Here is a 22,735-nt window from a genome sequence, read left to right on the forward strand (position 1 = left end):
TTCCCTCATAAAAACAATACAAGTATGAACAAATCGAACACTCTATACTGGAAAACAGCCACAGATCCGGCTGAGCGCATTGAGGTCAGACTCGTCCTGAACAGTTATATCGACAATGATAATCTGTATGTAGGACTTGAATCCCGGTCTAAAAATAATCCGGAATGCTGGGAATCCTACACGGACATCACCGTCAACCTCAATTCCCTTCCCCCGTTCCATGCCTATGTGGACAACCGGGACTGCAACAGACATATGCATGATTTTCTGACCAGTAACAGAATAGCAGAACCTGCCGGATTTGAATATCAGGGATTCAGAATGTTCCGCTTCAATCCTGACAGGTTGAAGGAACTCGCACCCGAACAGTTCAAGACAATCAGCGCCAAACTGCCACCACAGGATGACATGATAAAGGACATCATCTATCAGGAAAGACATTTCCCTTTGAGAACTGTTCAAGACATTCACGGAATATATCTTGTTTCAAGCAAGGAACTGGAAGAATCTCTGATCGAAGGAGTACGGAACCTGGATGCTGCGGCAAATGAACTGCTGGATGGCATCTGCCTGTTCTGCTCCACACAGGAACTGCGCTATCTTACGGATGCAGAACTGATAGAAACAATCTACGCACAATAAAAAGGAGGAACAAATATGAAAACCGGAGACATTGTATTTCTGAGACGTCCCTATAAGGGATACCGTGCCGTCGAACTTATGGAAAGACTGGAATGCCGCTGGCTGGTCAGGATTGTCGAGAGCGGTCTTGAACTGGAGGTATATGAAGATGAACTTATATCAGAATTTTAATACGGATAAAGTGTTATGGAAAAATATCAGTTTGCATTCCATTCGGAAATAATCGGCTATACCTCACCCCATATCGGCGAGGTCAGAAAAGCCATACACAGAAAAGTGGAAAAGGAAAAGTCTGCCGCCATAAAGAATGATATTGAGCTGCACATGTACAAGGTGCATGACGGCATACCGGTTCTCCTTAACACCTGCTACCTGTATGATGAAAAAGGATGTATGGTACACGGAAGTATCAAGGGAACCAAGGATTATCTGCTTGAGACATGGAGATACCATACAAACAGACATTCCAAAGGTTTCAGTTCCACAAGAATCAGGCCCTACACGACAAGCAGGGCTTTTTCGTTTGTATAACTCTTAAAATCAGGAATCATGAACCAGACATTACAACTTACAGACTATATTCCACAGTATGTAAGCCTCTACTACGTGGACTACCGGGATGACCTTGATGAGCATGAAGACATCCAGGAGGAATGCATCCGTTCCAACAATATGGAAAAACTCTATGAAAAGGCATACGAATGGTATGAGGAACAGGAAAGCTCAAACATGCACGACTATCTGGAGGAGACAAGAAAGAATATGGAAGCGGACAATCTTGCCGGAGAGTTTGAAAAGTATGAAGATGAAATCAGGGAACTTATCTACGACCGGAACGATTCCGACCCGGTAAAGGACCTGATACGCAACTCGTCCGTCACTAATTTCTTCTATTCGCTCGGAGTGGAAATCAGCGGATATCGGACCGGTTGTTCACTGCGGGGAGAATCAGTCGCCATGGCCTGCCATAAGGTACGTCGCGCACTGCATCTGAAAAAGGGGCAGTTTGACGAGAAGATTGAAGAACTGGTAGAGAATGCCACATACGGCGGAGAACTGCGCATCTACTTCAACGCCATGTTTGACAGGCTCATCAGCAAAGACCCTGAGAACGATTTCAAAAGCATCCGTTTCCACGGGAATGTAATGGTGGCCATTGCCGACAGCCGGAACGGTTCCGGACATCATGTACGGATTCCGCTGGACATCACCTTCCCTTTCCGAAGGGAGAATCTGTTTGTCGATTCACAGGTACACTATTCCTATGCCAATGAAGTCTGCGGAATGACCAATGACTGGTGTGATTCCACAAAATGGGAAACGGGCATGATACCTTTTACCGGATCTGTCCGAAAAAGCCGGATGGCTGAATACAAGAAACAGGAAGCCGCTTACGAGCAGACATTCCGAAGCGGGAAATGCACCTTCGGTGACATGAACTACAAACGCCATCGTGACGTGCGGTATTCGAATGAATATCCTGCCGGATGCAGATGCCCTCATTGCGGTACTTTCTGGATTGACTGAAAAAACATTTACCAACCAATAAATTCAAACGATATGAAAATCTGCTGTTCACAAGAGCATTACGACAAGGTCGTACAGTATGCAAAATCAATCAATGACAAGACACTGGAAAACTGTCTTGAACGTCTAAAACAATGGGAGAAGAATGAGAACCGTCCATGCGAAATCGAACTCTATTACGACCATGCGCCTTATTCGTTCGGATTCTGCGAACGTTATCCGGACGGGAATACAGGCATTGTCGGAGGACTGCTGTATCATGGAAATCCGGACGAGTCCTTTGCCGTCACCATGGAACGTTTCCACGGATGGAGCATACATACCTGACATATATGCGACAGTCTGTATTGGGGAGCCTCATGCAATATGGGGTTCCCTTTTTTTATGCCGCAGACATGATGACAGCATCCTCATTTCTTGCTGCAAAAATAGCTGTTTGCCGCGCAACTCCCGCAAGGCGGCCCTGCCGGGCTGGTTGTCTGGAAAAAAATCATCCTCGCTTCGCTCCGGTATTTTTTTCCGCCAAGCCTTGCAGGGATGCGGGCAAACAGACAACAGGGACAACAAGAAATAAGAATGCCTGTACCTTACAGGCAGACAATGTATAACAATAAATATCAGAAGTCATGATTACAGACCAGAAGACACAGAACAGGCTTCACGCGGATACCGGAACGGAACTGTTCTCCATCAGACAAAGGAAGGAAGCCGTCACAAGGATGCTGGACATTCTGAAAGAGACTCCGGAATACCTGCAGGTTATGAACCATATACCGGCTTATGCCATGGATGACGATACGTCAGAATGGTGGAAATCGGAAGAATCGGAAAATTTCATGAACTCACTCCTGGAAGTGATGGAAAGCTATACTCCGGACGGATACAGGTTCGGACCGAAATCCGGCACGGCCGACCTTTACGGCTACTGGGAAAGCAAGACCGGACGGACAACCCTCTTCCATCTGCTTTTCAGTCTGGAAAGCGGATATGAATGGGGAAAAGGTCTTTCCCATGAGAAAACAGATGCATTCTACAAGGAAATAAAAGAGAAATTTCATGGAGAGGGATTCGACACGGACAGAACAGGCTGTACATCACAGGCCATGTATCTTGTAAAAGGAAAGACACGCCTGTACGTGCATCCGATGGAAATAAGCGGCTACTGTGAAACACTGCATATTCCACAGATTACAGCCATACTGAAAAAAGGAGGCTGTACATTCCGTCTTGTAAAGGATACGATAGCGGAAGAGGTGTATTCCTTCACCGATGAAGAAGAAATGGAATATTACCGTGCCAGATACGGAACATGCATCCACCGGAATATACTGGATGCCTTCAGCAACCGCCGGGCAGGAAAAGAGGACATACTTTCCATGATGGCATCACGGATAAATGTGGCGACGACATCACATCTGCACGGTATCGGATATGATTCGCCTGCATACAGGTTTGTGCATGAGGCATACGACAGACTGGTAAACAACGGAAAGCTGAAGGAGAATGTCCGGAAAATCGGTTGCTGCAACATCATAATGGCCATTTCAAATACCAACGCAATATGAGACTGAATTACAATGACATACTGCTTCTGGCAATATGGGAATACAACAGGAGACAGGACGAGGATCTGACCCTGGAACTGTTTCAGGAAACATTCGGACAGGTTCCCGGCGCACATTTCCATGACAAATGGGTGCATTATTACAACAGGAACCTGCTGATGATGGCCGCCTATTTCAGGGGTGAGGAAGAAAACGGCCAGAAATTCTGTGATATGATCACCCGACAGGTTGAACGCTATACACAAAACAGGAGGAGAACAGGATGAATACAAAGATACGATATGACCTTGACAGTCTTGAACTGGCAAACGGTGACTTCGGGTATCCCATTACAGAAAAGGAAGTACGGAAAGTGAACCGTATGCTGGAACTGATGGAGAATGTCCGAAGCAGGCAGATGTGCCCGACAGAAGGAGACTGCGTGGAATTTGTCTCACGTTCTGGTGACTATTTCGGAAAAGCTCATATAGAACGGATAACAGGAAAATATGCGGATATATGCCTGATACCGGAAACGGTATTCTGTTTCGATGACATGGGAAAAGCCGCCTATGATACCACCGGAAGTCCCTGGACGCAGGTCAATATCCGGAACATGAAACCCGCAGGTACAGAAATCCGCATATTCAGGACATGGGGATTCGGGAAGCGCAGCAGTACGGGCAGTCTAAGGTTCGATGCTCCGGTCAGGAAATGGGAATACAGAGAACCGAATCCGTTGTATGACGGTTACACCACCCGTAACTGGTTCCGCTATCATATCATGAAACACCGGGACAGGGAAAGGACAGGCGAATACACCTTCCGCAGCGATTCATTCACGCTGTACAGCCGGAGCGAGCTGGACGAGCTGGCCGCAATCCTGAAAGGCAGACTCTACAAGGGAATCCTGCCTGACTCTCTTGTACTTTGGGGATACCGCATGGATATTAAGGAAATATCACGTGAGCAGTGGAACGGTATGGGACAGCACGGACAAATCCGCATGAAATTCATGGGATACGGTCCGGTCAGAATCCACACGGACAATGAAAACCATACCGTAACAGTATACAGAATCAACGACAGTCTATAACCAATTATAAAATAAAGGAATATGGCACGATATGAAATCTCCAACGAAGTCAGGCCGCTCGACAGGCTCATCACAGGCTTTGCCTCCTCATGCGGCTATGAAATACAGACCGTATTCAACGACCTGCTGCGTTTCATCATCCACGGCTTCTCTCCGGGAGCACCGCCAATAAGCAACTGGAAATACAAGCGTCAGCAAAACGCCTCGTTCATGGAAATGACAGCCGAATGGACACGTATCATGCAGAAACAAATCGGCAGGTCGGGCTGGTTCGACGCTTTCGGTGAACTCTACATGGCTTACTGCTCAAAACCGGGACAGCAGGCAAACGGACAATTCTTCACGCCGTCACATATCTGTGAACTCATGGTCATGTGCGCGGCAGGTAAAAAAGAGACCGGACAGAGGATGGGAGACCCCACATGCGGCAGCGGAAGACTCCTGCTGGCATACCATGCGCACAATCCGGGAAACTATCTGGTCGGAGAAGACATCAGCCGGACCTGTTGCATGATGACCGTATGCAACATGCTCGTCCACGGGTGTGTCGGGGAAGTGATCTGTCATGACAGTCTCCAGCCGAAGGCATTCACCGACGGATGGAAAGTCAACCAGGCTCTGCCTTTGACGGGAATACCTTCTATAAGACGCATGAAGGAAGAGGAATACAGGAATCCTCTTCCGGAAAATATCGGACGCTTCAAAGAGGCAGTCCGTATCATCAACCTATTGGACAAATAATTACCAACCATTTAAAAATATAATTATGGAAGCTTTAGCAACATTGAACAATCAGAGACAGTTTGATTTCCAGAACAACGGAATCGAAGTAATGGACCTTGAAACACTACAGCGTACCTACAAGGAGAACGACATCTACGGCAATCCGGTAAGGGGAATCTACCACTACCAGGTCATCCAGCGCATGACGGACATCTGCCGCCGTCACAACCTGAACTACGAGGTGGAGGAAATCTTCGCCGCCCAGAACAAGAACCGGACACAGCCCGGAGTGGTCATCTTGCCGCAGGTGGAACAGACCTATGGAGAGAAGGCGGTAGAAGCACATGTACTGCGCAGAATATTCACAACCATCCGTATTCTGAACGGGGATACCGACGAACTGACAACCACACTCGTGGTAGCCTACCATCAGGACGGTATCCAGGCGGCAATAGGTCCCTGCGTACGTATCTGCCACAATCAGTGTATCCTTTCACCCGAACGAAGCGTTGCCAACTACGGTAAGGACAAGGTGACTACCGAGGAACTGTTCGGGAAGGTGGATGACTGGATGCGCAATTTTGAGCGTGACATGGATGCGGACAGAAGCCGAATCCAAAGGCTCAAGGAAAAGGTGTTGACACCCGGTGAATTATACATGATCATCGGTATGCTGACGGCTCTGCGTGTATCCCATGACAGTGCAGACAAAAGACTGGCATCACAGGTGGACACCTATCCGCTTAACCAGGGACAGATTTCCGTATTTACGGAAGAACTGCTCAAACTCTCACTTGAACAGCCACGCATTACAGCGTGGGATGTCTACAATGTAGCGACAGAAATCTACAAGCCTGGAAAGACTGATTTTCCTGCCATGATTCCACAAAATGGAGCAATGGCCGATTTCCTGCTTTCATATAACCAGAATTAGAATCTGAGACCGAAGACAACAGGCCCGGTTCCGTCACCAGCGGAATCGGGCTTTGTATTTTATTAACTGTAATAATCAGATAAGATATGGCAGCAAGTAACAGAAAAAAGGCTGAAATGTATATCCTTTTCAGCTGCAACGCATGGCACGAATACAGTTCATTCGAGCCAAAGGCGGTTTTCTCTTCCATAGAAAAGGCAGCAGACTTCCTACAAAAGAACAGAAGAAAACTGAAACTAGAGGAAGATGACGTCGAATGTTTCAGACAGCACAGTCAGACTCAGGGCAGGAATACCAATTACCTGGTACAGTCCTGTCCCTACAATCCAGTCCGTGCAAGAGACTTGGAATGACAAAGAATCCATTCATAAACAATCATATAAAAATATACGACTATGACAAATGATGAAAACACTTACATCGGAATGTCCCTGCCGGAAGGAATACGGTACATCACCGTTTTTGAAAAAGGGGATTTTGAAAACTGCGGAAGAATACTCAGGACATTCTATCGTACGGAAGACAGGGTGAGAAAATTGCTCGCTTTGGGAAACCTGCTCCATTTGGGAGGCAGTCTCTCATCAAATGAAAACAAGACAAGCTGTTGGCCTTTGAATAATGGGAATCCCATTCACGAAGCAAAGGAAATATCAGGCAAGGAAAAGTTCTTCCTGCTCGGTGACTGGACTTACCTGTATGAAAATGGCAGATGGTTTCTGGGCTATGAAGGAAAAATCTATGAAATCAGCAATCCTGAATTTTCTGTCTTTGTTCCCGACAAGGATCATACACCTTCCCCTCTGGACAAAGGACTTTCCTTTGCCGTAATCGGCGAAACGGGAAAACTGGAATTCACTCCGGAAATTGTCAACGGATGGGATACCTGGAAAAGCCTTCCCAAAAGAGTCAGTGAAAAAGGAAAAACGGTATATGTATTCCGCAAAACACAACTTATAAAAGTCATCAAACCTAAAAAACTGGAATCATGAAAGAAATCAATATGACAAAGGCTATATCATGTATGCCGGACAAATTCATCACAATGGAAATGGTTGAACTGGCCGCGACCGAACACCGTCCGGAACTGGTCAACTATCTGCCGGAGAAATATATTACTTCTGAAATACTTGACAGTATATTCAAAACAGATGATTACGGATGGCGTTCCTGGCAGCTTTCGAAGATACCTGAAGAAAAACGTAATCGCCAGATTTGTCTAAGGGCAATAAAGGCCGAAAAGAGTAATTTTCCTGACATACCGGAAAAATACAGGAACAGTGACATACTTGAATCGCTGTTCGCACACAGGAATTTCATGCACTACCTGCATCTGATACCTTCATCCTCATGGAACAACGGAACAGTCCGTGATGCAATATACTCCCTTTACCGTGACGTACAGCAAAACGGAGGTTACCGGTACTGTTCTGAGAGGTATGAACAGCAGTTCTTATATGAAACAAGCGTCATGCTTTCTTTCGTTCCGCGACAAGCCAAGGATTTCAGACTTTGGAAAGAACTGATCCATGACGGACGTATCGCAACCATGACTATCGACAAAATGATGCCTAAATGTTTCAAACAGGCAGCATACTACAAGGAATGGGCCATACGCTGTATCAAGGAAGTGGATACACGCTGGCTTGACTATGACACCGTATGGAAGGCCATCTGTCACAAGACAGGCAACCTGCATGGCATTTTCGATTCATACGGACATTACGAGTGGTTCTCCAAACATGCGGATGATGCCATGGCTGACAAAGCAATGGAGCTGGAACCTAACCTGTTTAACAAACTTCCCAGACGGTTCCGGACACCGGAAAGACTTATTCATACACTTGAAGTAAAAAGAGAAATCAACAGTTACAACTTCATTCTTGAACCGAACTTGATGACGAAAGAGGTTTGTATGGCACTGGCCAGAAGGGATTCGTTCTACCCTGATATTCCATCGGAACGCTGGAACAGGGAACTTGTGGAATATTTCACCGAACACGGAAACAGCATGTATTGGTTTCCTCAACTGCCGAAAAAACTACAGACCAGAAAACTTGCCGAGAAGGTTCTCAAGGAGAAGCCGCAATACTTCCATTATCTGCGGATGGAATTCATCACACCTGAAATGTCCAGGCTGTTATGTCAAAAAGACCAGGATAATATCCGTCATTTCAAGGAGCGTGTCATGGAGTTCCAGAAATATACAGGACTTCCAGCCGAATTCTATGGATGTGAAACGGATTTCGAGCATATCAGAGACCGTGATGACAGCCGCCGATACTGCCGTATAGGACTCGCTTACATCGCCTTACAAAAATGTAAACGCGGATGGCATGAAAGTGAATACTATCTCATCATGACACGCCATCCCAACCGATATATGCCTGCCGAAACAGTGTTCAGAAAACAAATTACCACATTCCACCGGACATGGCTGGAAAAGACAATATGTGACAACGACCCGCAATTCCGGATTCCGAAGATTCAAAAGGATTTGAAGGATGTACAGGCCATGCGGTATTATGAGGTGGAACATATTCGTACCATACTGGGTTGCGAAATATTCCGCAACTCTTTCATGGGACAGACAGTGGAATACTGTATCCTCAAGGACGGACTGACCTACCATGACAGGAACATGGAAAGGCTCGCTTCCGGCCTGCAATACAAGATCCGTCAATTGAAGGAGCAGGCTGTACTCCCCAAAGGTACTGATGACTCTATAGAAATCAATGCTGAAACGGTACACCGCAATATGGGGTATTGTCTGATCGGAATAGAAGCCTTTGCGGAAGACTACGGACTGGACATAGCCCGGACATATACCCTGAAAGAGCTGAAGGACGTTATCCATGAACAGGGATACAAGCCTTCACTGGAGAAATACAAAAAAGAAGTCCAACATCTAAATCTTATCTGAATATGAATATTTTCCAAAAAAGAATTGAAAACCTGTGCGATGAAATCATCGGCAGGATACTTGCACTGATGCAGGCAAACTCGGTTTCCGAAGTAATACTTAAAGACAATGACAATCCGGTTTACGTAATCTGGTTTGACAAGACCGGTGATCCGTGCGAATGCTCCGTACACAAGGTAACTGCCGTCGGAGAAGGAATCACACTTGAAGTCCATGATAAGATAACCGGAGAAAACTACAAGGTCACAAGCCGCCATGAGGCGGCTCTGGCCAATCCGGTATGGCTTAACGACATTCTGGAAGCCATGACAAACATCTTTCAGATAAAAAATACGGGACTGGAAGAAAATATTATATGTTGCAAATGTGGAGGAAATCATGTAGTCTGCAATGCCTTCATCAATCCGAATACAAAACAGTTCTATAATTATGATGATGAGTCATTCTTGTATGGATGGTGTGAGAAGTGTGACAATTATACCATTCTCTGCGACATAGAAACTGTAAAAAAGGATATGGAAAACGGTTTTAAGGAATTTGTCGAAACATACGGGAGAAAACCTGAACTTGCAGAGTGCGAAATTATATGGAAAGACAGCCTTAATACAGAATACGTAAACATCGCCCTCACGGATATACCTGAAGAATATGATAATACAATATTTTTCTACTGTAAAAGCCTCTCCGATTTGAAATCACTGGCTGACTACGGAAAAGAGGATTTCATAGTAACGGGTTACATCAATTTCACAGACTTGGGAAATAAAACATAAAATCTTTTTTATGTTCCAAAAGTTGCCTGATATGTAAACTTTTTATATATTTGCGTCATGAAACAGGAACGGATCATATCAGCATACAAGAATTATTTTATGGACTTTATCTCATCTCTCAGAAAAGAGGAAGCCCGTAAGATATACTACATTCTTGATATGCTGAAAGTACAGGAAAGGGTAAGCAGCAAGTTCGTAAAGTATCTGCGTGAAGAACTCTATGAAATCCGTGCTGAATATGGAGGCAATATCTTCCGGGTATTCTTCATATTTGATGACGGGAACATCGTAATCCTGTTCAACGGATTTCAGAAAAAGACACAGAAGACACCGCCTTCTGAAATAGAAAAAGCATTAAAGATAAAGGAGGAGTATTATGAAAGCAAGAAATGAAAACCTGACCAGCATCGATGCTATCATGGATGCGGAATTCGGCAAGCCGGGAACACCTGAACGTGAGGAGTTCCGTAAGGAGGCATACGCCTACTGCATGGGACAGATTATATGTGATGCCAGAAAGAAGGAAAAGATGACCCAGTCCGAACTGGCTGAAAAAATCGGAACCAACAAGTCCTATATCTCCAGAATAGAAAAAGGTATTGTAGATCCGGGTATCAGTACATTCTGCCGTATCATTGATGCGCTCGGATTGAAGATTGAAATTGTCAAACCGGTATTATAATGGAAAATTATCAGGAAAAAGCCAGGGAAAACTTTTACCGTAACCGTCCATACGGCATTCACATTGATTATGCCCGAAAAGGATTTGTACTGTTCAATCACTATACAAACAGTCTCGGAAAACAGGAAACCGGTTCCATCGAAGGACTTCCCCTTGAAAAGTTCGAGGATGTGGACGCGATACCATTGAACGGGAAAATTATAAAAAATGGTAACCGGACAACAGACATCTATTTCTATACAGACGATTCAAATCCTTACAAAAACATGAAGTTGGATATGGATGCTCTGAAACAGTATAATCGGTTCATTTATCCCCTGTCACTTTTTTTAGACAGGATATTATAACAAGACAGCCGTGAATCATGACAAATTCACGGCTGTCTTGTTTTCTATGGCATAAACAATAATCTGTATTCTTCTTTTCTTCTCCTTTCTATTGACGGAATTTTCTTTCCCTTATAGTGACAATATCGTATGAAGTCCGCATAAATGTCCCGGTTACCGGCTTCCAGTTTCCTTATCAACGTGCTTTTGGGTATCCTGCCATAACCGAGCAACTTATATGGTCCCACCTGGTATGCCAGACACGCGACGATCAGTGAATCTTTACCCAGATGTCGGAACAACGCACACATTTTCTTCAGATCCTTTCTCAGAATACTGTCTCCCTCACTTTCTGTCAGACATACGGGAAACTTTTCCCCTTTTCTGATACGGTGACCGTATGCAACATACGGATGATGTTCCGGACCATGCCATCCTTCATATTTCTTGATACACTTGACAGCCGTTTCCCAACGTGAGTCTTCCACATTCTCCTGTGCCCGCAGGGAAGTTACCGTCATGGCCAGTACCACCAACGGCAGTACTGACCTTAGAAGTCTAACGGTTATTATAGGGCACCTCCTTCCTGAACTGACAATGAATCTTCCACAGCATCCGTCTCTTCATCACCTGCATCGTTGAAGTCAAATTCCATTTCCGTCATGTTTCCCCAATTGTCCTCGACAACGACAATGAAGTTCTGCGCCTCGTCACATAGTGAAGTATAATACAGCCTGAACTTCCGGTCCTCCAGCAGATAACGGTCATTCGGCTTGAATTCAAGACCGTTGTCCAGTTTCAGGGAACCTTCCCCGTCATACTGGAAATAACGGATCGTATAGACCGTACCGTCAAAATCGCCCTCACTTTTGAGTTCACATCGTATTTCCGCCGTCTCATTCCTGTTCAGTTCCTTGGGAACCGGCATTGTTTCCACGGTAAACGGATAACTTTGCTGGATTTCCAGCTCGGATTCGCACGAGGTCAGTACAAGACTGACCAGACCTATGCAGAACATGGCAATCTTGCCTGCCAGCCCAAATCCTTTTCTCATATTCTTTTCTGTCTTCATTTGTTTTCCTTTGTTTTTGTCAGATATTCATTCAAGTCCTTAAATCCATCATACAGACCGGAACAGTCCATAACCTTATTCCCGAAATGTATGTTCAAAGTCTCCAGTGCTGTAATCCCGGCCTGGTCACGGTCAAGAAAGCACCGGATTTTGCCGTAACCCTCCAGAACGGCATACGACCGTTCCAGATTGGATACTGAGTTCAGCACCAGGCAGTCCTCGTCCGCCACAGTCCGCAATACCAATGCCGAAAGGAAATCCACAAATCCTTCAAACACACAGCACGTATCCTGTTTCTTTCCGGACAGGGACACACAGGAAATGTCCTTGGGAGAGATGCATCCCTTGAACATCGGGTTACGGAGTTCATAACCGCCGCTCCGGTTCATGAAGCCTATGGCAAAATACCGTTTGCCCCGTATTCCGTATGCAACTTCCTTGCAGAACCTCCCGGCTATGGCCGGATCAATGCCTCTCTCTTTCAGGTAGCTTTTCAATGCCTCATGACTCAGTTCCGTCACTTTCACGTCCTCGAATCCGGAAACGCGGGGTATCTTCTTACGTTCCTGTAAAAGCCGGAGGGGAAGGATGCCGGATTTCCCTGAAAGGAACTCCAGCTGTTCCATGAAACCGGTGCTTCCGGTCAGTTCTCCGGCAAGATGGAAGATGTCACCTCCCTTTCCGAGGCCAAAATCAAACCAGACATTCCGCTGCGTATCCACCTTGAAGGATGCGGTTCTCTCATTTCTGAAAGGGGATCTGAACCAGACATCATTTCCTTTACGGGATACAGGCATATGCCCCAGATCTTCAAGAAAACCGACAAGAGAAATCCGTCTAATCTGTTCCAGTTCCATAACCCGCTAATTTATCATAAAACGAATGCCGATTCCATATTGGGTATGGCAATATCCGAGACTTCCGCCCCACAGGAAACGCTCACGCAAGGAAGCCGTCAATGCCACACGGTCGGCAAGGTACAGTTCCATCTCCAGCGTCAGGGCACAGCCGTACACAAAGGCATCGCCGTTTTTCAGAGTGGCCCCGTCATAGAGTTTTTTATCGGACCAGTTTACCGTCTCATATCCGGCCAGTGCCGATCCTCCAAGATTGAGGAAGAACACTTTTCCCGCATCGGAAAGGAAATTCAGGTAATATCCACCTTCTGCCGTAAACTGCGCCGAAGGGATGGTCACATGACGGTAACCGTGTTTCATATGCAGGTATTCCGCTCCATATACCCATTTGTTCCCGCCTTTGGCATAACTTGAAAGTGTCATTCCCATATAGTATCCGTTATCGGAAGCCATACCTCCACGCATTTCCACACCCTGCATCCTTGGCAGAATCCGCTGGGCGTCTGCCTGCCCTACGGAAAGGACAAGCAGCAATGCCAGCATATACAATACTTTCGTTCTCATCGTACCTTCAGCTCATTGATGGTTTCCGCACGCACCAGGTCTTCGTTGACCACCTCAAAACTCTGGTGACGGCCGCCCTGTTTCTCATACATCTCCACAACCAGTTTCTTGTCGTCCGGTATCGTAAACTTGGGAAGGGCGAATACCGTGCATTCCGAATCCCTGCCGTTTACACGTGTCACATAATTATAGGCACGCAGCGGATAAATCACCTGCTCCTGCATGGCCGTACGCTTCATCACCTTTTTGTCAACCACCTTGAACGTAATGAAATCCACGTCAAAGGGCACGTTCGAGGAGTTCTTTACCTGGGTATGGAAATAAAGAAGGTCATTATGGGTGTACAGCCCTTTGAGCAGATACTGGATACCGAAACGCTTGCAGCCGATATGACGGATACGGCGCTTGTCATTCTCATACACGGATTTCATGATAAGACGTACCAGACGGGGTGACTCGTTATCCAGCTCGGTCAGATAGATTTCCATGGCATTGTTGGGACGGTTCACCGATTCTCCGTCATGGATGAAATCACACATCTCCACATTCAGCAGAAGCGGCTCGTCGGCATACTTCACGTTGAAGGTATAGAAGTTCCCGTCTTCGGTTATTACAGACATATTGGTCTCCTCCCTGAAATTGCGTGTCGTGGCCTTTACACGGATTACATTCTCGGCACCGTCGGCCTTGCCGGCTATCAGGTTTGTAGAACCGAGATCCACATACTTGACCGGAGCCGGGAAAATGACATGAACAGTCTTGTCATACGTTATTTCCAGTCCGTGCGGCGGAATCATCTGGCTGAAACCGATCTTGCGGGTCAGCCCCTCATAATAATCACCGCTACTCTGCTGCGCCCAGGCAGCCGATACGCCCAGCAAAAGGGCAAACATCATCAGAATCTTCTTCATGTGCTTTTGTTTAATGGTTGTCTTTTCTTTCATAGTTTCCTGTATTTCATTTTTCCGGTGAATGGAGCAGTACCCGGTGTCCGGCCTTCAAAGTAATCTTTACCGTACGCATCCGTTTGGATATGTACTGGGAAACGCCCTGTATCACACCTTTTCCCAGATCAGAGGCAATCTGCGCCCCGGCATCGGTGGAAATGTTGATGCTGCTGTTCATCGAGGTTCCCATATTGGCGGCAATCTCTCTGGCAGCGTCATATTCCAGTGAACCCGGCACCAGGATTCCCTGCTGTCCGTCAAGATCATAGACTTCCAGCTCCACCGGCAGGATAGTTCCCTTGTATTCCACGGCATTGACCATGATTTCCAGACGTTCACCCTGTATGCGTGTGCCACCTACCAGTACGGTCCCTTTCGGTATGAAACGTCCGGCAACGGACATGGGCTCGGTAAGCCGCAGGCGCAAGGCCTGTCCGTCGGATACGGTCTGCGTACCATGTACACAGGCGGCAATGGTATTGCCTTCCGTTACTGTCTTCCGTCCGACAGCCGTATTGAAACCGGCATTGCGTTCTCCCGAAAAGGCGGATATGAACTCTTCGTCGCTCATAGGTCTGGAAAGCGAGGATACCACCTCATTGTGGACCTGTTTCACCGGTATGGCCTTTTTGTCCTCCGCCTTTCTGACGGGAGAAGGAGTCTCCACTGCCTGACGGTTATTGTATTTGGCGGCCAGTTCGTAGGATTTTTCCATCAGGGCCATCTTTTCCTCCATGCCTGACAGTGGCTCCTGCTTCTGCTGCTGCATACGCTCCAGTTCTTCAACCCTTTCCAGAAGCCTTTCCTTTTCCCGATCGGTCCGCGGTTCATAGATGCTTCCCAGCGTACGGTTCATTTCACGGTAGGCTCCGGCTGAGGTACTGACCGGTCCGGCATTGCCTTTTTCTGTTTCCGTTTCCGTGTTTGTTTGCCTCTCCGGTATAATGTTATCGGGAAGACGGACACTGTCTTTCCGTTTCTCTTTGGCAAACATGGACTCCGCAGCTTCAAAGAATGTCTTCCTTTTCCTGCTTTCCTGTTCCATCAGGGCCTTTTCATAGGCATCCTTCTTGTTCCCTTCCAGGCGGCTGTCCTCGGGAGAAGGGATTTCCGTATTGAACCCCTGTCCTTTGTCCTGCCGCTCCCGTTCCTGCCCGGAAGGTGAGAATATCAGATAGAAACTTCCCAGACACAGCAGGAACATCAGCGGATACACCACAAATCCGGCACGTTTGCGTTTCTGTTCCTCACTCAGCGGCTTCCTGTCCTTTGAGGACCGGAGCCTGAACGGTTTCATCAGCCGTTCCATTACTTTCTTGACTTTTTCTTTCTCCATTTCTTACAATAGATTGAATGAACTCCATACGGAGTGAATCCTTTTCCATAAATTCCATTCCGGACTTCCGGTTCTTACTGCCCATAAACGGCCGGAATGCCGTATAGACACATGCGGCGGCAAACGGTACAAACAGTATCCAGAGGACGGCCTTGCGCTGTTTCGCGGTAAGTCTGTGACAGAACCCCCTGAGTTGAAGGTCCGCCTGTCTTGTCAGGTTCCTTTTCATCGCTCTACACTCCTTATGTCCTTGTTTTCCAGTATGGTCAGATGTTCGATGATAAAGCCGTTGGGGTTGTCATCGGAACGGGACGTATTCTGAAGCTGGCAGTCAGTCACCAGCGAACGTTCCGTCACATTACTCTCACGGATAATCATCTGGCGGGCATACGTCCTGGCCCTGTAGGGGTAGCCGGAAAAGTCGCAGACCACGCTGTCCACCCGTACCACCTGATTGATGTTGCCGGAAATGAGACGGTTATAATATCCTTTCTCGGCAAAATCCACATAGTAATGATAGGCGCTTTTGTCCGCCAGCTGCAAGGCACGGTTGATATTGTGCTCGATGGCATCCTTCTGTGGCGACAGCCCGAAAAAGAGCTCATGGAACCTTCTTACATGTTCCCTGGCTTCAGCCGGACGGTTCTGTGAAAGATCCTGTGAAAGGGCAAGCATCAGTGACTTGCCGCCATCGAGTACATAAATCTTCTCACGCTGTTTCTCCGCAAAGCGGTATGAGTTCCACAGGGCAAAGACGGTCACAAGCGTGCAGCATCCGACAAAGACCGCAAGCATCAGGCGTATCCGTCTGAAACTGCTTTCAATATTGGTCAGTGATTTGAATTCCATCTGTTTTCATTTTAATGTTCCTGTTCTGTCTATTTTCCACGCAGACGACCTCCGATATTTCCAAGTCCGGAACCTGCGGCACCGGCTGCAAAGCCTCCGGCCTTGGTCGCGGTACGGTTGATGTTGCGGTTGTAGTTTCCGGCACCGCCTGCCTGCACAATCCATCCGGCCACGGTCGGCACGGTAAAATATCCGATGATACCTATCAGCATGAAGATCACATATACCGAATTGGAGTTGTCCAGCGAATAGTTCGGGTTGTTCTGGAGCTCCAGGATGTCGTTCTGCAGCATGAGCACCTGAATCTTGGCCAGCATACAGCTGAAAAGGTCACTCACGGGAAGCCACAGATAGACGGAAATGTAACGTGTGAACCACTGACTGAGCGTGGATTGGAAACCGTCCCACACGCTGAAGGCAAAGGCAATGGGACCGAGGATGGACAATACCACCAGAAAAAAGGTCCTTACCGTATCTATCAGCAGGGATGCCGCGGCAAAAAGCAGTTCCAGCAGACTGCGGAAGGCATCACGGATATTCTTTTCCAGATTGTACATGCCCACTTCCATATACATGCCCATGCGGGTTGCCATGGCATCGGGCGACCATCCGAGCTCGTCCAGCTGACGGTCAAACTCCTCGTCGCTGACCAGATAGGCCGTTTCCGGATTACGGAGCATGGCTTCATGTTCCAGCCTGTCCTTCTGCTCACGGTACTGCTGCATGTCCATCGTCTGCCCCTCAAGCATCCTGTGGGTTCCCTGCACAATCGGACTCAGCACCGTATTCATCGTTCCGAGTACCAGGGTCGGGAAAAGCATGATGCAGATGCCTATCGCAAACGGACGCAGAAGCGGATACACGTCTATCGGTTCGGCACGGGCAAGCGACTGCCAGACACGGACGGCCACATAGAACAGGGCACCGAGTCCGGCAAGTCCCTTGGCCACATCCAGCATATCCTCACAAAGGGGCATCATTTCATTGTAAAGGCTCTCCAGAATGGTATGGAGATTCGAGAAATCCACGGATAACAATACCATAGGCTACCAGTATTTGGAGATGTCATTGCCATAGAGCTTCAGGACACGGTCAAGGTCATTCTTCTTGCGGGCACGCAGGAAACTCACGGCTATATTCCTGTTCGTATAGTAATTCACGAGATTGCGGTAACGGCGCATGCTGGCATGGCAGTCATCCACAACGTCCATACGGTCCTTGTCGGTCATGGAAAGGGTACTGACGTTAATTACCTGCCTGAGGTCCTGCAACACCCCGTTGCTCTCTTCAAGAAGCCTGGTATATCCGAAAGCGATGGCATCCAGCTCTTCGGGAGAGAAGTTCTCGTCACCCAGCATCTTCTGGAAATTGGTCACATAGATTTCCGACACGTCACCGACCATCAGGATGACCTCACTGACCTTACGGGCATCCTTCACCAGATTGTTTACGGACTTGAGGGCATCATAATACCTCTTGTACTGCTCGTAGATTTTCACGGTCTCAGCAAAATTCTTGGCGGTACTTGCTGCGGTGGATGAAGTGTGCACGATATTATCCGACATGTTGATGATACTCTGGGCAAGGTTTCCAGGATCTGTCACCACCCACTGTGCCCGTATCTGTCCGGCAAGAAAAAAGGTTCCTGCACAAAGCAGCAGCAGTCTTCTTCTCATGGACGCACCTCCTTCCTTACATAGTCACCGTTCGGAGAAAAGGTCAATACGTCAGCCGCCTCATTGTAGGCGATGTCTATGCGGTAGCCGGTATTGATGAACAGGTTCCCGTTTTCCTCCACAAGCAGATAGGTTTCCGGCCTCAGTTTACGCGCCTTGCCGCTACGGGCGAAGACCGTCACCTTGTAGGCGTCCCCTTCCTTATATATAAGGACATCGGGCTTGCCTTCCACACTGCTCCATGAACCGCACAGGCGGTCACAGTCCTTGAACCTGCTTTCACTACAGCTCTGCAGCAGCAGTGATGCCGCCCCGATCAGGCAGGCGGCCAGTCTGTACAACTGTCTGTTTTTCATGTCTTGTCTTTTTTTAATGATGTTGTTCTTGTTTTACTGAATCTTTCAAAGTCCCATCTTTCGTTCCTTCGGCTTAGGACTGACCGGAATGCGGACTTTCCCGGAAAGCCTGTCTTTGCAGGCTGGCTTCCGGCATTCCTTTCGGATAGTGGTGTCGTCCTTTTTGTTTGGGGGCTTCAGGCCGACCATGGTTTCAAACCTGGCATAAAGTTCCTTATAGGCCTTTTCTGCCTGTTGCCGTCTGATTTCATCCGGGGAATTCCGGTCAATGCCGTATTTCATGAGAAAACCGGAATTGATGAAAGGACTGTCAATATTCTTCGGGTTGGCTATGAAACCTCCAAGCTTTTCCAGTTCTCCATACAGCTTGTCGAGATACTGTACGGGAGGAGGGGAACAAAGCCGCTCGAAAACCTTCTCCACAGCATGTGTCAGTCTTACATCGACCTCTACGGCATCAGGTATCTCGCCTCTGAGCCTTCTTTCCCTGTAATCTTCCGGTTCCATACTTTCAAGCCGGTGATACAGCTCATAGTCCTCTGAAAATCCGTAATGTTCACGGATATCCTTCGGTATGTCCCATCCGTTCATCAGGGACCAGTAGAGACATTCGATTGTTTCCTTACGCTTTCTTTCATCCGATTCAAAACTGTCATTCATAACCGTCATGCTTTACCGTTTGACCTTTTCCTTTCCCTTCTCATTTCCGCAATGCGTTTCACGGCCAGTTCCAGATTTCCGCCCAGTTCCTTGGCCAGCTTCTGCAATTCCAGCTTTTCCGACTCTTCCGTGGTATATACGGCATATTCCTCATCGCTGACTTCCGTGGCATACACGGCCGAGTGGGTACCGCCAAGACCGATCCAGACCTCACGGTAGAAACGTCCGGGATGGTTGGCCTGGTTAATGGACAGGATCTGTCCGCGTTCCTTGTCGGTCAGTCCGAGAAGCCGCTGGATATGGTCGAACTTGTTCATGTATTTCCGCTGGTCAAGAAGAATCTTGCAGTCACTGTTGTTGATGATAGCTTCCTTCACGACAGGGGAACTGATAATGTCATCCACTTCCTGGGTGACCACGACAGCCTCCCCGAAATATTTTCTGACGGTCTTAAAGAGATACTTTATGTACTCACTCATATTGGCGGACATCAGGGCTTTCCAGCATTCCTCAATGAGTATCATCTTGCGGATACCTTTCAAACGGCGCATCTTGGCGATGAAGGTTTCCATGATTATCAGCGTGACCACGGGCAGAAGCACCTTGTTTCCGCTGATATTGTCCAGTTCAAATACGATAAAGCGCTTGTTGGTAAGATCCAGTTCCTTGTCCGAATTAAGCAGGAAATCATAATCACCGCCACGGTAGAACGGTTCCAGCACGTTCAGGAAACCGTCGATGTCAAAATCTTTCTCACGGACTTTCTTCTCCTCAATCATCCGGCGGTAGTCATCACGCACAAACTCGTAGAATCCGTTGAAATCGGGTCTGACATCCCTGTTTTCCATTATCCTGCGGATGTATGCGTTCACCGCTCCCGAAAGGGCCACTTCCTCCGAACGCCTTGGGGATTCATCCTCACGTTTCCAGAGTGTGAGTATCAGTGTCTTGATGCTTTCACGCTTTTCCACGTCAAACTCCCCGGAATCCGTATAGAACGGATTGAAGGCGATGGGATTGTCCTCCTCATAGGTAATATAGATACCGTCCTCTCCATGTGTCCGGTCATGAATCAGGCTGCAAAGTCCCTGATAGCTGTTTCCGGTATCCACCAGCAGGATATGGGTACCCTGTTCATAATACTGGCGGACAAGGTGGTTCGTAAAGAAGGATTTACCGCTGCCGGAGGGACCGAGTATGAACTTGTTGCGGTTGGTGATGATTCCCTTGCGCATGGGCAGGTCACTGATGTCCAGATGAAGCGGTACGCCGCTCTGCCTGTCCGTCATACGGATACCGAACGGGCTGGGCGAACTGCGGTAATTCGTTTCCGAAGCAAACAGGCAGACAGCCTGTTCCAGAAAGGTATAGAAACTTTCCTCAGCCGGAAAATCGCCCGCATTGCCGGGAATACCAGACCAGTACAGCACCGGGGTATCTATCGTGTTGTAATGGGGTACGCATCCCATCAGGGCAAGCTGGCTGCCGGTATCGTTCTTGATACGCCTGAGCTCTTCCTCGTCTTCCGCCCAGGCCAGTACGTTACAGTGGCACCGTACCGGAACAAGCCCTTTCGTATGCGCCTCGTCAAGATACATTTCTGCCCATTCATAGTTCACGGCATTGCTGCGGCTGTATTTCGACAGGGACAGCATGTTGCGTGAAGTCTTTTCCATGCGTTGCAGGATTTCCTGCGCGTCATCGATGAACACATACTGCGAATAGACATGGTTGCATGAAAGCAGAAGTCCTACCGGAGCCGCAAACGAAAGACGGCAGTCGCTACGGTCCGTGGACAAGCGCTCATAACGCATGTCCGTGCCCACACTGCCGGGAAGGTCTTCCGTATCGGAAAGCACATGCAGGCAAAGACGTTTGTCACCGATGCGCATACGTTTCGGATCAAGGCAGATGTCCTGCAATACGGGGTGCGTGTCCTCCATTCCGAGAGTCAGGTATCTTTCAATCAGACCGGGACATTCTTCCGTCCCGACTACCTCTTCCGTCCTGAGACGCTTCATCCTGACATGCCCCGAATCGTTCATGATACGCTCGAACTGCTCCACCGCCTCCAGAAATTTCACGACCGAATCCCAGTCCGTGATTTCCTTGGGAAGGATATAGCCACGGCAAAGGGTACTGAAATCACTGCGACGGCGGGCACGTTCGCGTGTGGTCTTTGTCAGGTACAGGAAGCAGCGGTGCCTGAGATACGGGCGTTCGTTGAAATGACGCTCATAGCTGCGAGACAGGAAACTTTCCGTCCCGTCTCCTTCGCTCCGGTAGTTTTCCTTGACGAACCAGTCCTGCTTGTACACGACAGAATAATTGGGAAGCACCTTCATGGCCTTTACCCAGGTACCGTGAATGGCTTCATATTCCGCTGCCGTCACCGTGTACAGTTCAGGCAGCTCGACCTCGAAGGCTACCGTAATGTCCGCATCCTTGCTTACGATGCAGTTGTTTTCCACGGCCAGAATCGGGAATCTGTCTTCCAGATCACAGGCCTTCAATACACTTCTCATTTCTTTCTCTTCTTTTTGGTTAATGCTCTGAATATTCTGCGGCGGGCTGACAGATAGCGCGGATGGCGCTTCTCGGCCAGCATCTTCATCAGCCCGTGCTCACCGTAGCGGGCATTCATGCGGAAGGTCAGCCATACGGCCAGGGAACCGGATACCGCTCCGAAAGACAGGCATACCAGCTGGCTGACACCGGCCATATACAGGACAACCACCGCAAGAAAGACCGATACAAGGCCTCCGGCAAAAAAGAACAGGTACTGTGATTTCAAGCCCTTGAACTCAATCGGACGGCCTGCCCCCTTGTTGATACGGTAATCCATGGCTTACAGGAAGAAGGAACGGAGAATGGTGGCGGCCACAATCAGGAAGATGCAGGCGAAGAACCAGCTCGCCGCAGTCTTGGACGTATCGGGATCGCCGCTGCTGAACTTGCCATACGTCTTGATACCGCCGACCAGACCGAGTACGGCTCCGATGGCATAACATAATTTGGTGGCCGGATCAAAATACGAGGTCATAAGGCTGGTAGCCTCATTGATGCCGGCAAGACCCTGTCCCTGTGCGAAAGCACCTGCCGTTGCCAGCACACACAATACTGATAAAAGGATTCTTTTTCTCATTGTCGAATCATTTTGGGGTTTGACATAAATTTTGAATTCGACTGCAAATATATAAGGCTTAAGCCGCTGTGATACAACACTGTCATCAGGTGTCACCATATGTCAC

32 protein-coding genes are annotated in these 22,735 nt (G+C 47.9%); 18 read left to right on the plus strand and 14 right to left on the minus strand.

The window, feature by feature from the left end; all coding sequences use genetic code 11:
• The first annotated feature begins 24 nt into the window (after positions 1 to 24).
• The 18 genes from KTR06_RS04750 to KTR06_RS04835 all read left to right on the plus strand — a co-directional run bounded on the left by KTR06_RS04750 (position 25) and on the right by KTR06_RS04835 (position 11,188).
• A complete protein-coding gene (locus KTR06_RS04750) occupies positions 25 to 642 on the plus strand; it encodes a DUF4313 domain-containing protein (protein ID WP_004326286.1) in 618 nt (205 codons plus the stop codon).
• A gap of 15 nt (positions 643 to 657) precedes the next feature.
• Positions 658 to 813: a hypothetical protein gene (locus tag KTR06_RS04755; RefSeq protein WP_004326287.1), complete on the plus strand. Its 156-nt coding sequence runs from the start codon at positions 658 to 660 to the stop codon at positions 811 to 813.
• A gap of 15 nt (positions 814 to 828) precedes the next feature.
• Positions 829 to 1,173: a hypothetical protein gene (locus tag KTR06_RS04760; protein ID WP_004326288.1), complete on the plus strand. Its 345-nt coding sequence runs from the start codon at positions 829 to 831 to the stop codon at positions 1,171 to 1,173.
• A gap of 18 nt (positions 1,174 to 1,191) precedes the next feature.
• Entirely contained in the window at positions 1,192 to 2,169 is a 978-nt protein-coding gene (locus tag KTR06_RS04765) for a hypothetical protein (protein WP_004326289.1), read from the plus strand.
• A 33-nt stretch (positions 2,170 to 2,202) separates the two neighbouring features.
• Positions 2,203 to 2,496: a DUF4120 family protein gene (locus KTR06_RS04770; RefSeq protein WP_004326290.1), complete on the plus strand. Its 294-nt coding sequence runs from the start codon at positions 2,203 to 2,205 to the stop codon at positions 2,494 to 2,496.
• Positions 2,497 to 2,501: 5 nt separating this feature from the next.
• A complete protein-coding gene (locus tag KTR06_RS04775; protein WP_073212623.1) occupies positions 2,502 to 2,777 on the plus strand; it encodes a hypothetical protein in 276 nt (91 codons plus the stop codon).
• 18 nt (positions 2,778 to 2,795) lie between these two features.
• Entirely contained in the window at positions 2,796 to 3,734 is a 939-nt protein-coding gene (locus KTR06_RS04780) for a hypothetical protein (RefSeq protein WP_004326291.1), read from the plus strand.
• Positions 3,731 to 4,000: a hypothetical protein gene (locus KTR06_RS04785; protein ID WP_004326292.1), complete on the plus strand. Its 270-nt coding sequence runs from the start codon at positions 3,731 to 3,733 to the stop codon at positions 3,998 to 4,000. Before KTR06_RS04780 ends, KTR06_RS04785 begins: the two co-directional genes overlap by 4 nt.
• Positions 3,997 to 4,809, plus strand: a complete 813-nt coding sequence (locus KTR06_RS04790; protein ID WP_004326293.1) for a DUF4121 family protein — start codon at positions 3,997 to 3,999, stop codon at positions 4,807 to 4,809. Before KTR06_RS04785 ends, KTR06_RS04790 begins: the two co-directional genes overlap by 4 nt.
• A 21-nt stretch (positions 4,810 to 4,830) precedes the next feature.
• The gene (locus KTR06_RS04795; protein WP_004326294.1) at positions 4,831 to 5,550 is read left to right on the plus strand and encodes an N-6 DNA methylase; all 720 of its coding nucleotides are present in this window, start codon (positions 4,831 to 4,833) and stop codon (positions 5,548 to 5,550) included.
• Positions 5,551 to 5,575: 25 nt separating this feature from the next.
• Positions 5,576 to 6,466 (plus strand): hypothetical protein, encoded by an 891-nt coding sequence (locus KTR06_RS04800; protein ID WP_004326295.1) that lies wholly within the window; start codon positions 5,576 to 5,578, stop codon positions 6,464 to 6,466.
• 86 nt (positions 6,467 to 6,552) lie between these two features.
• Positions 6,553 to 6,819, plus strand: a complete 267-nt coding sequence (locus KTR06_RS04805) for a hypothetical protein (RefSeq protein WP_004326296.1) — start codon at positions 6,553 to 6,555, stop codon at positions 6,817 to 6,819.
• Between the two features lie 42 nt (positions 6,820 to 6,861).
• Positions 6,862 to 7,455 (plus strand): hypothetical protein, encoded by a 594-nt coding sequence (locus KTR06_RS04810; protein WP_004326298.1) that lies wholly within the window; start codon positions 6,862 to 6,864, stop codon positions 7,453 to 7,455.
• Positions 7,452 to 9,386 carry a hypothetical protein gene (locus tag KTR06_RS04815; protein WP_004326299.1) on the plus strand — a complete coding sequence of 645 codons (1,935 nt, stop codon included), beginning with the start codon at positions 7,452 to 7,454 and terminating at the stop codon, positions 9,384 to 9,386. The genes KTR06_RS04810 and KTR06_RS04815 overlap by 4 nt, the downstream gene beginning before the upstream one ends.
• A gap of 2 nt (positions 9,387 to 9,388) precedes the next feature.
• Entirely contained in the window at positions 9,389 to 10,159 is a 771-nt protein-coding gene (locus tag KTR06_RS04820; protein WP_004326302.1) for a hypothetical protein, read from the plus strand.
• Positions 10,160 to 10,216: 57 nt separating this feature from the next.
• Positions 10,217 to 10,552: a type II toxin-antitoxin system RelE/ParE family toxin gene (locus KTR06_RS04825; RefSeq protein ID WP_004326304.1), complete on the plus strand. Its 336-nt coding sequence runs from the start codon at positions 10,217 to 10,219 to the stop codon at positions 10,550 to 10,552.
• Positions 10,536 to 10,841: a helix-turn-helix domain-containing protein gene (locus KTR06_RS04830; RefSeq protein WP_004326306.1), complete on the plus strand. Its 306-nt coding sequence runs from the start codon at positions 10,536 to 10,538 to the stop codon at positions 10,839 to 10,841. Before KTR06_RS04825 ends, KTR06_RS04830 begins: the two co-directional genes overlap by 17 nt.
• Positions 10,841 to 11,188, plus strand: coding sequence for a hypothetical protein (locus tag KTR06_RS04835; RefSeq protein ID WP_004326307.1), 348 nt, complete (start codon positions 10,841 to 10,843; stop codon positions 11,186 to 11,188). Before KTR06_RS04830 ends, KTR06_RS04835 begins: the two co-directional genes overlap by 1 nt.
• Positions 11,189 to 11,232: 44 nt before the next feature.
• Here the strand turns inward: KTR06_RS04835 and KTR06_RS04840 are convergent, their stop codons facing one another.
• The 14 genes from KTR06_RS04840 to KTR06_RS04905 all read right to left on the minus strand — a co-directional run bounded on the left by KTR06_RS04840 (position 11,233) and on the right by KTR06_RS04905 (position 22,629).
• Positions 11,233 to 11,688, minus strand: a complete 456-nt coding sequence (locus KTR06_RS04840) for a glycoside hydrolase family protein (RefSeq protein ID WP_004326308.1) — start codon at positions 11,686 to 11,688, stop codon at positions 11,233 to 11,235.
• A gap of 47 nt (positions 11,689 to 11,735) precedes the next feature.
• On the minus strand, positions 11,736 to 12,239 hold the full coding sequence (locus KTR06_RS04845) for a DUF3872 domain-containing protein (protein WP_004326309.1): 504 nt from the start codon (positions 12,237 to 12,239) through the stop codon (positions 11,736 to 11,738).
• Entirely contained in the window at positions 12,236 to 13,096 is an 861-nt protein-coding gene (locus KTR06_RS04850) for a toprim domain-containing protein (RefSeq protein ID WP_004326310.1), read from the minus strand. Before KTR06_RS04850 ends, KTR06_RS04845 begins: the two co-directional genes overlap by 4 nt.
• Before the next feature lie 6 nt (positions 13,097 to 13,102).
• Positions 13,103 to 13,660, minus strand: coding sequence for a conjugal transfer protein TraO (locus KTR06_RS04855; protein ID WP_004326311.1), 558 nt, complete (start codon positions 13,658 to 13,660; stop codon positions 13,103 to 13,105).
• Positions 13,657 to 14,571 carry a conjugative transposon protein TraN gene (gene traN, locus KTR06_RS04860; RefSeq protein ID WP_005776862.1) on the minus strand — a complete coding sequence of 305 codons (915 nt, stop codon included), beginning with the start codon at positions 14,569 to 14,571 and terminating at the stop codon, positions 13,657 to 13,659. Before traN ends, KTR06_RS04855 begins: the two co-directional genes overlap by 4 nt.
• A 46-nt stretch (positions 14,572 to 14,617) precedes the next feature.
• Positions 14,618 to 15,916, minus strand: coding sequence for a conjugative transposon protein TraM (gene traM / locus KTR06_RS04865; RefSeq protein WP_005776860.1), 1,299 nt, complete (start codon positions 15,914 to 15,916; stop codon positions 14,618 to 14,620).
• Between the two features lie 252 nt (positions 15,917 to 16,168).
• On the minus strand, positions 16,169 to 16,792 hold the full coding sequence (gene traK / locus KTR06_RS04870; protein WP_004326315.1) for a conjugative transposon protein TraK: 624 nt from the start codon (positions 16,790 to 16,792) through the stop codon (positions 16,169 to 16,171).
• A 29-nt stretch (positions 16,793 to 16,821) separates the two neighbouring features.
• On the minus strand, positions 16,822 to 17,835 hold the full coding sequence (traJ, locus tag KTR06_RS04875; RefSeq protein ID WP_004326316.1) for a conjugative transposon protein TraJ: 1,014 nt from the start codon (positions 17,833 to 17,835) through the stop codon (positions 16,822 to 16,824).
• Positions 17,836 to 17,838: 3 nt separating this feature from the next.
• The gene (locus KTR06_RS04880; protein WP_004326317.1) at positions 17,839 to 18,468 is read right to left on the minus strand and encodes a DUF4141 domain-containing protein; all 630 of its coding nucleotides are present in this window, start codon (positions 18,466 to 18,468) and stop codon (positions 17,839 to 17,841) included.
• A complete protein-coding gene (locus tag KTR06_RS04885) occupies positions 18,465 to 18,824 on the minus strand; it encodes a DUF3876 domain-containing protein (RefSeq protein ID WP_004326318.1) in 360 nt (119 codons plus the stop codon). The genes KTR06_RS04880 and KTR06_RS04885 overlap by 4 nt, the downstream gene beginning before the upstream one ends.
• A 45-nt stretch (positions 18,825 to 18,869) precedes the next feature.
• The gene (locus KTR06_RS04890) at positions 18,870 to 19,484 is read right to left on the minus strand and encodes a hypothetical protein (RefSeq protein ID WP_004326319.1); all 615 of its coding nucleotides are present in this window, start codon (positions 19,482 to 19,484) and stop codon (positions 18,870 to 18,872) included.
• A 5-nt stretch (positions 19,485 to 19,489) separates the two neighbouring features.
• Entirely contained in the window at positions 19,490 to 22,009 is a 2,520-nt protein-coding gene (locus KTR06_RS04895) for a TraG family conjugative transposon ATPase (protein ID WP_004326320.1), read from the minus strand.
• A complete protein-coding gene (locus KTR06_RS04900) occupies positions 22,006 to 22,329 on the minus strand; it encodes a DUF4133 domain-containing protein (protein ID WP_004326321.1) in 324 nt (107 codons plus the stop codon). Before KTR06_RS04900 ends, KTR06_RS04895 begins: the two co-directional genes overlap by 4 nt.
• A gap of 3 nt (positions 22,330 to 22,332) precedes the next feature.
• Entirely contained in the window at positions 22,333 to 22,629 is a 297-nt protein-coding gene (locus KTR06_RS04905; protein ID WP_032532176.1) for a DUF4134 domain-containing protein, read from the minus strand.
• Positions 22,630 to 22,735: the final 106 nt, after the last annotated feature.

Source organism: Bacteroides sp. MSK.20.12, from assembly GCF_019052435.1.
Classification (GTDB): domain Bacteria; phylum Bacteroidota; class Bacteroidia; order Bacteroidales; family Bacteroidaceae; genus Bacteroides; species Bacteroides xylanisolvens.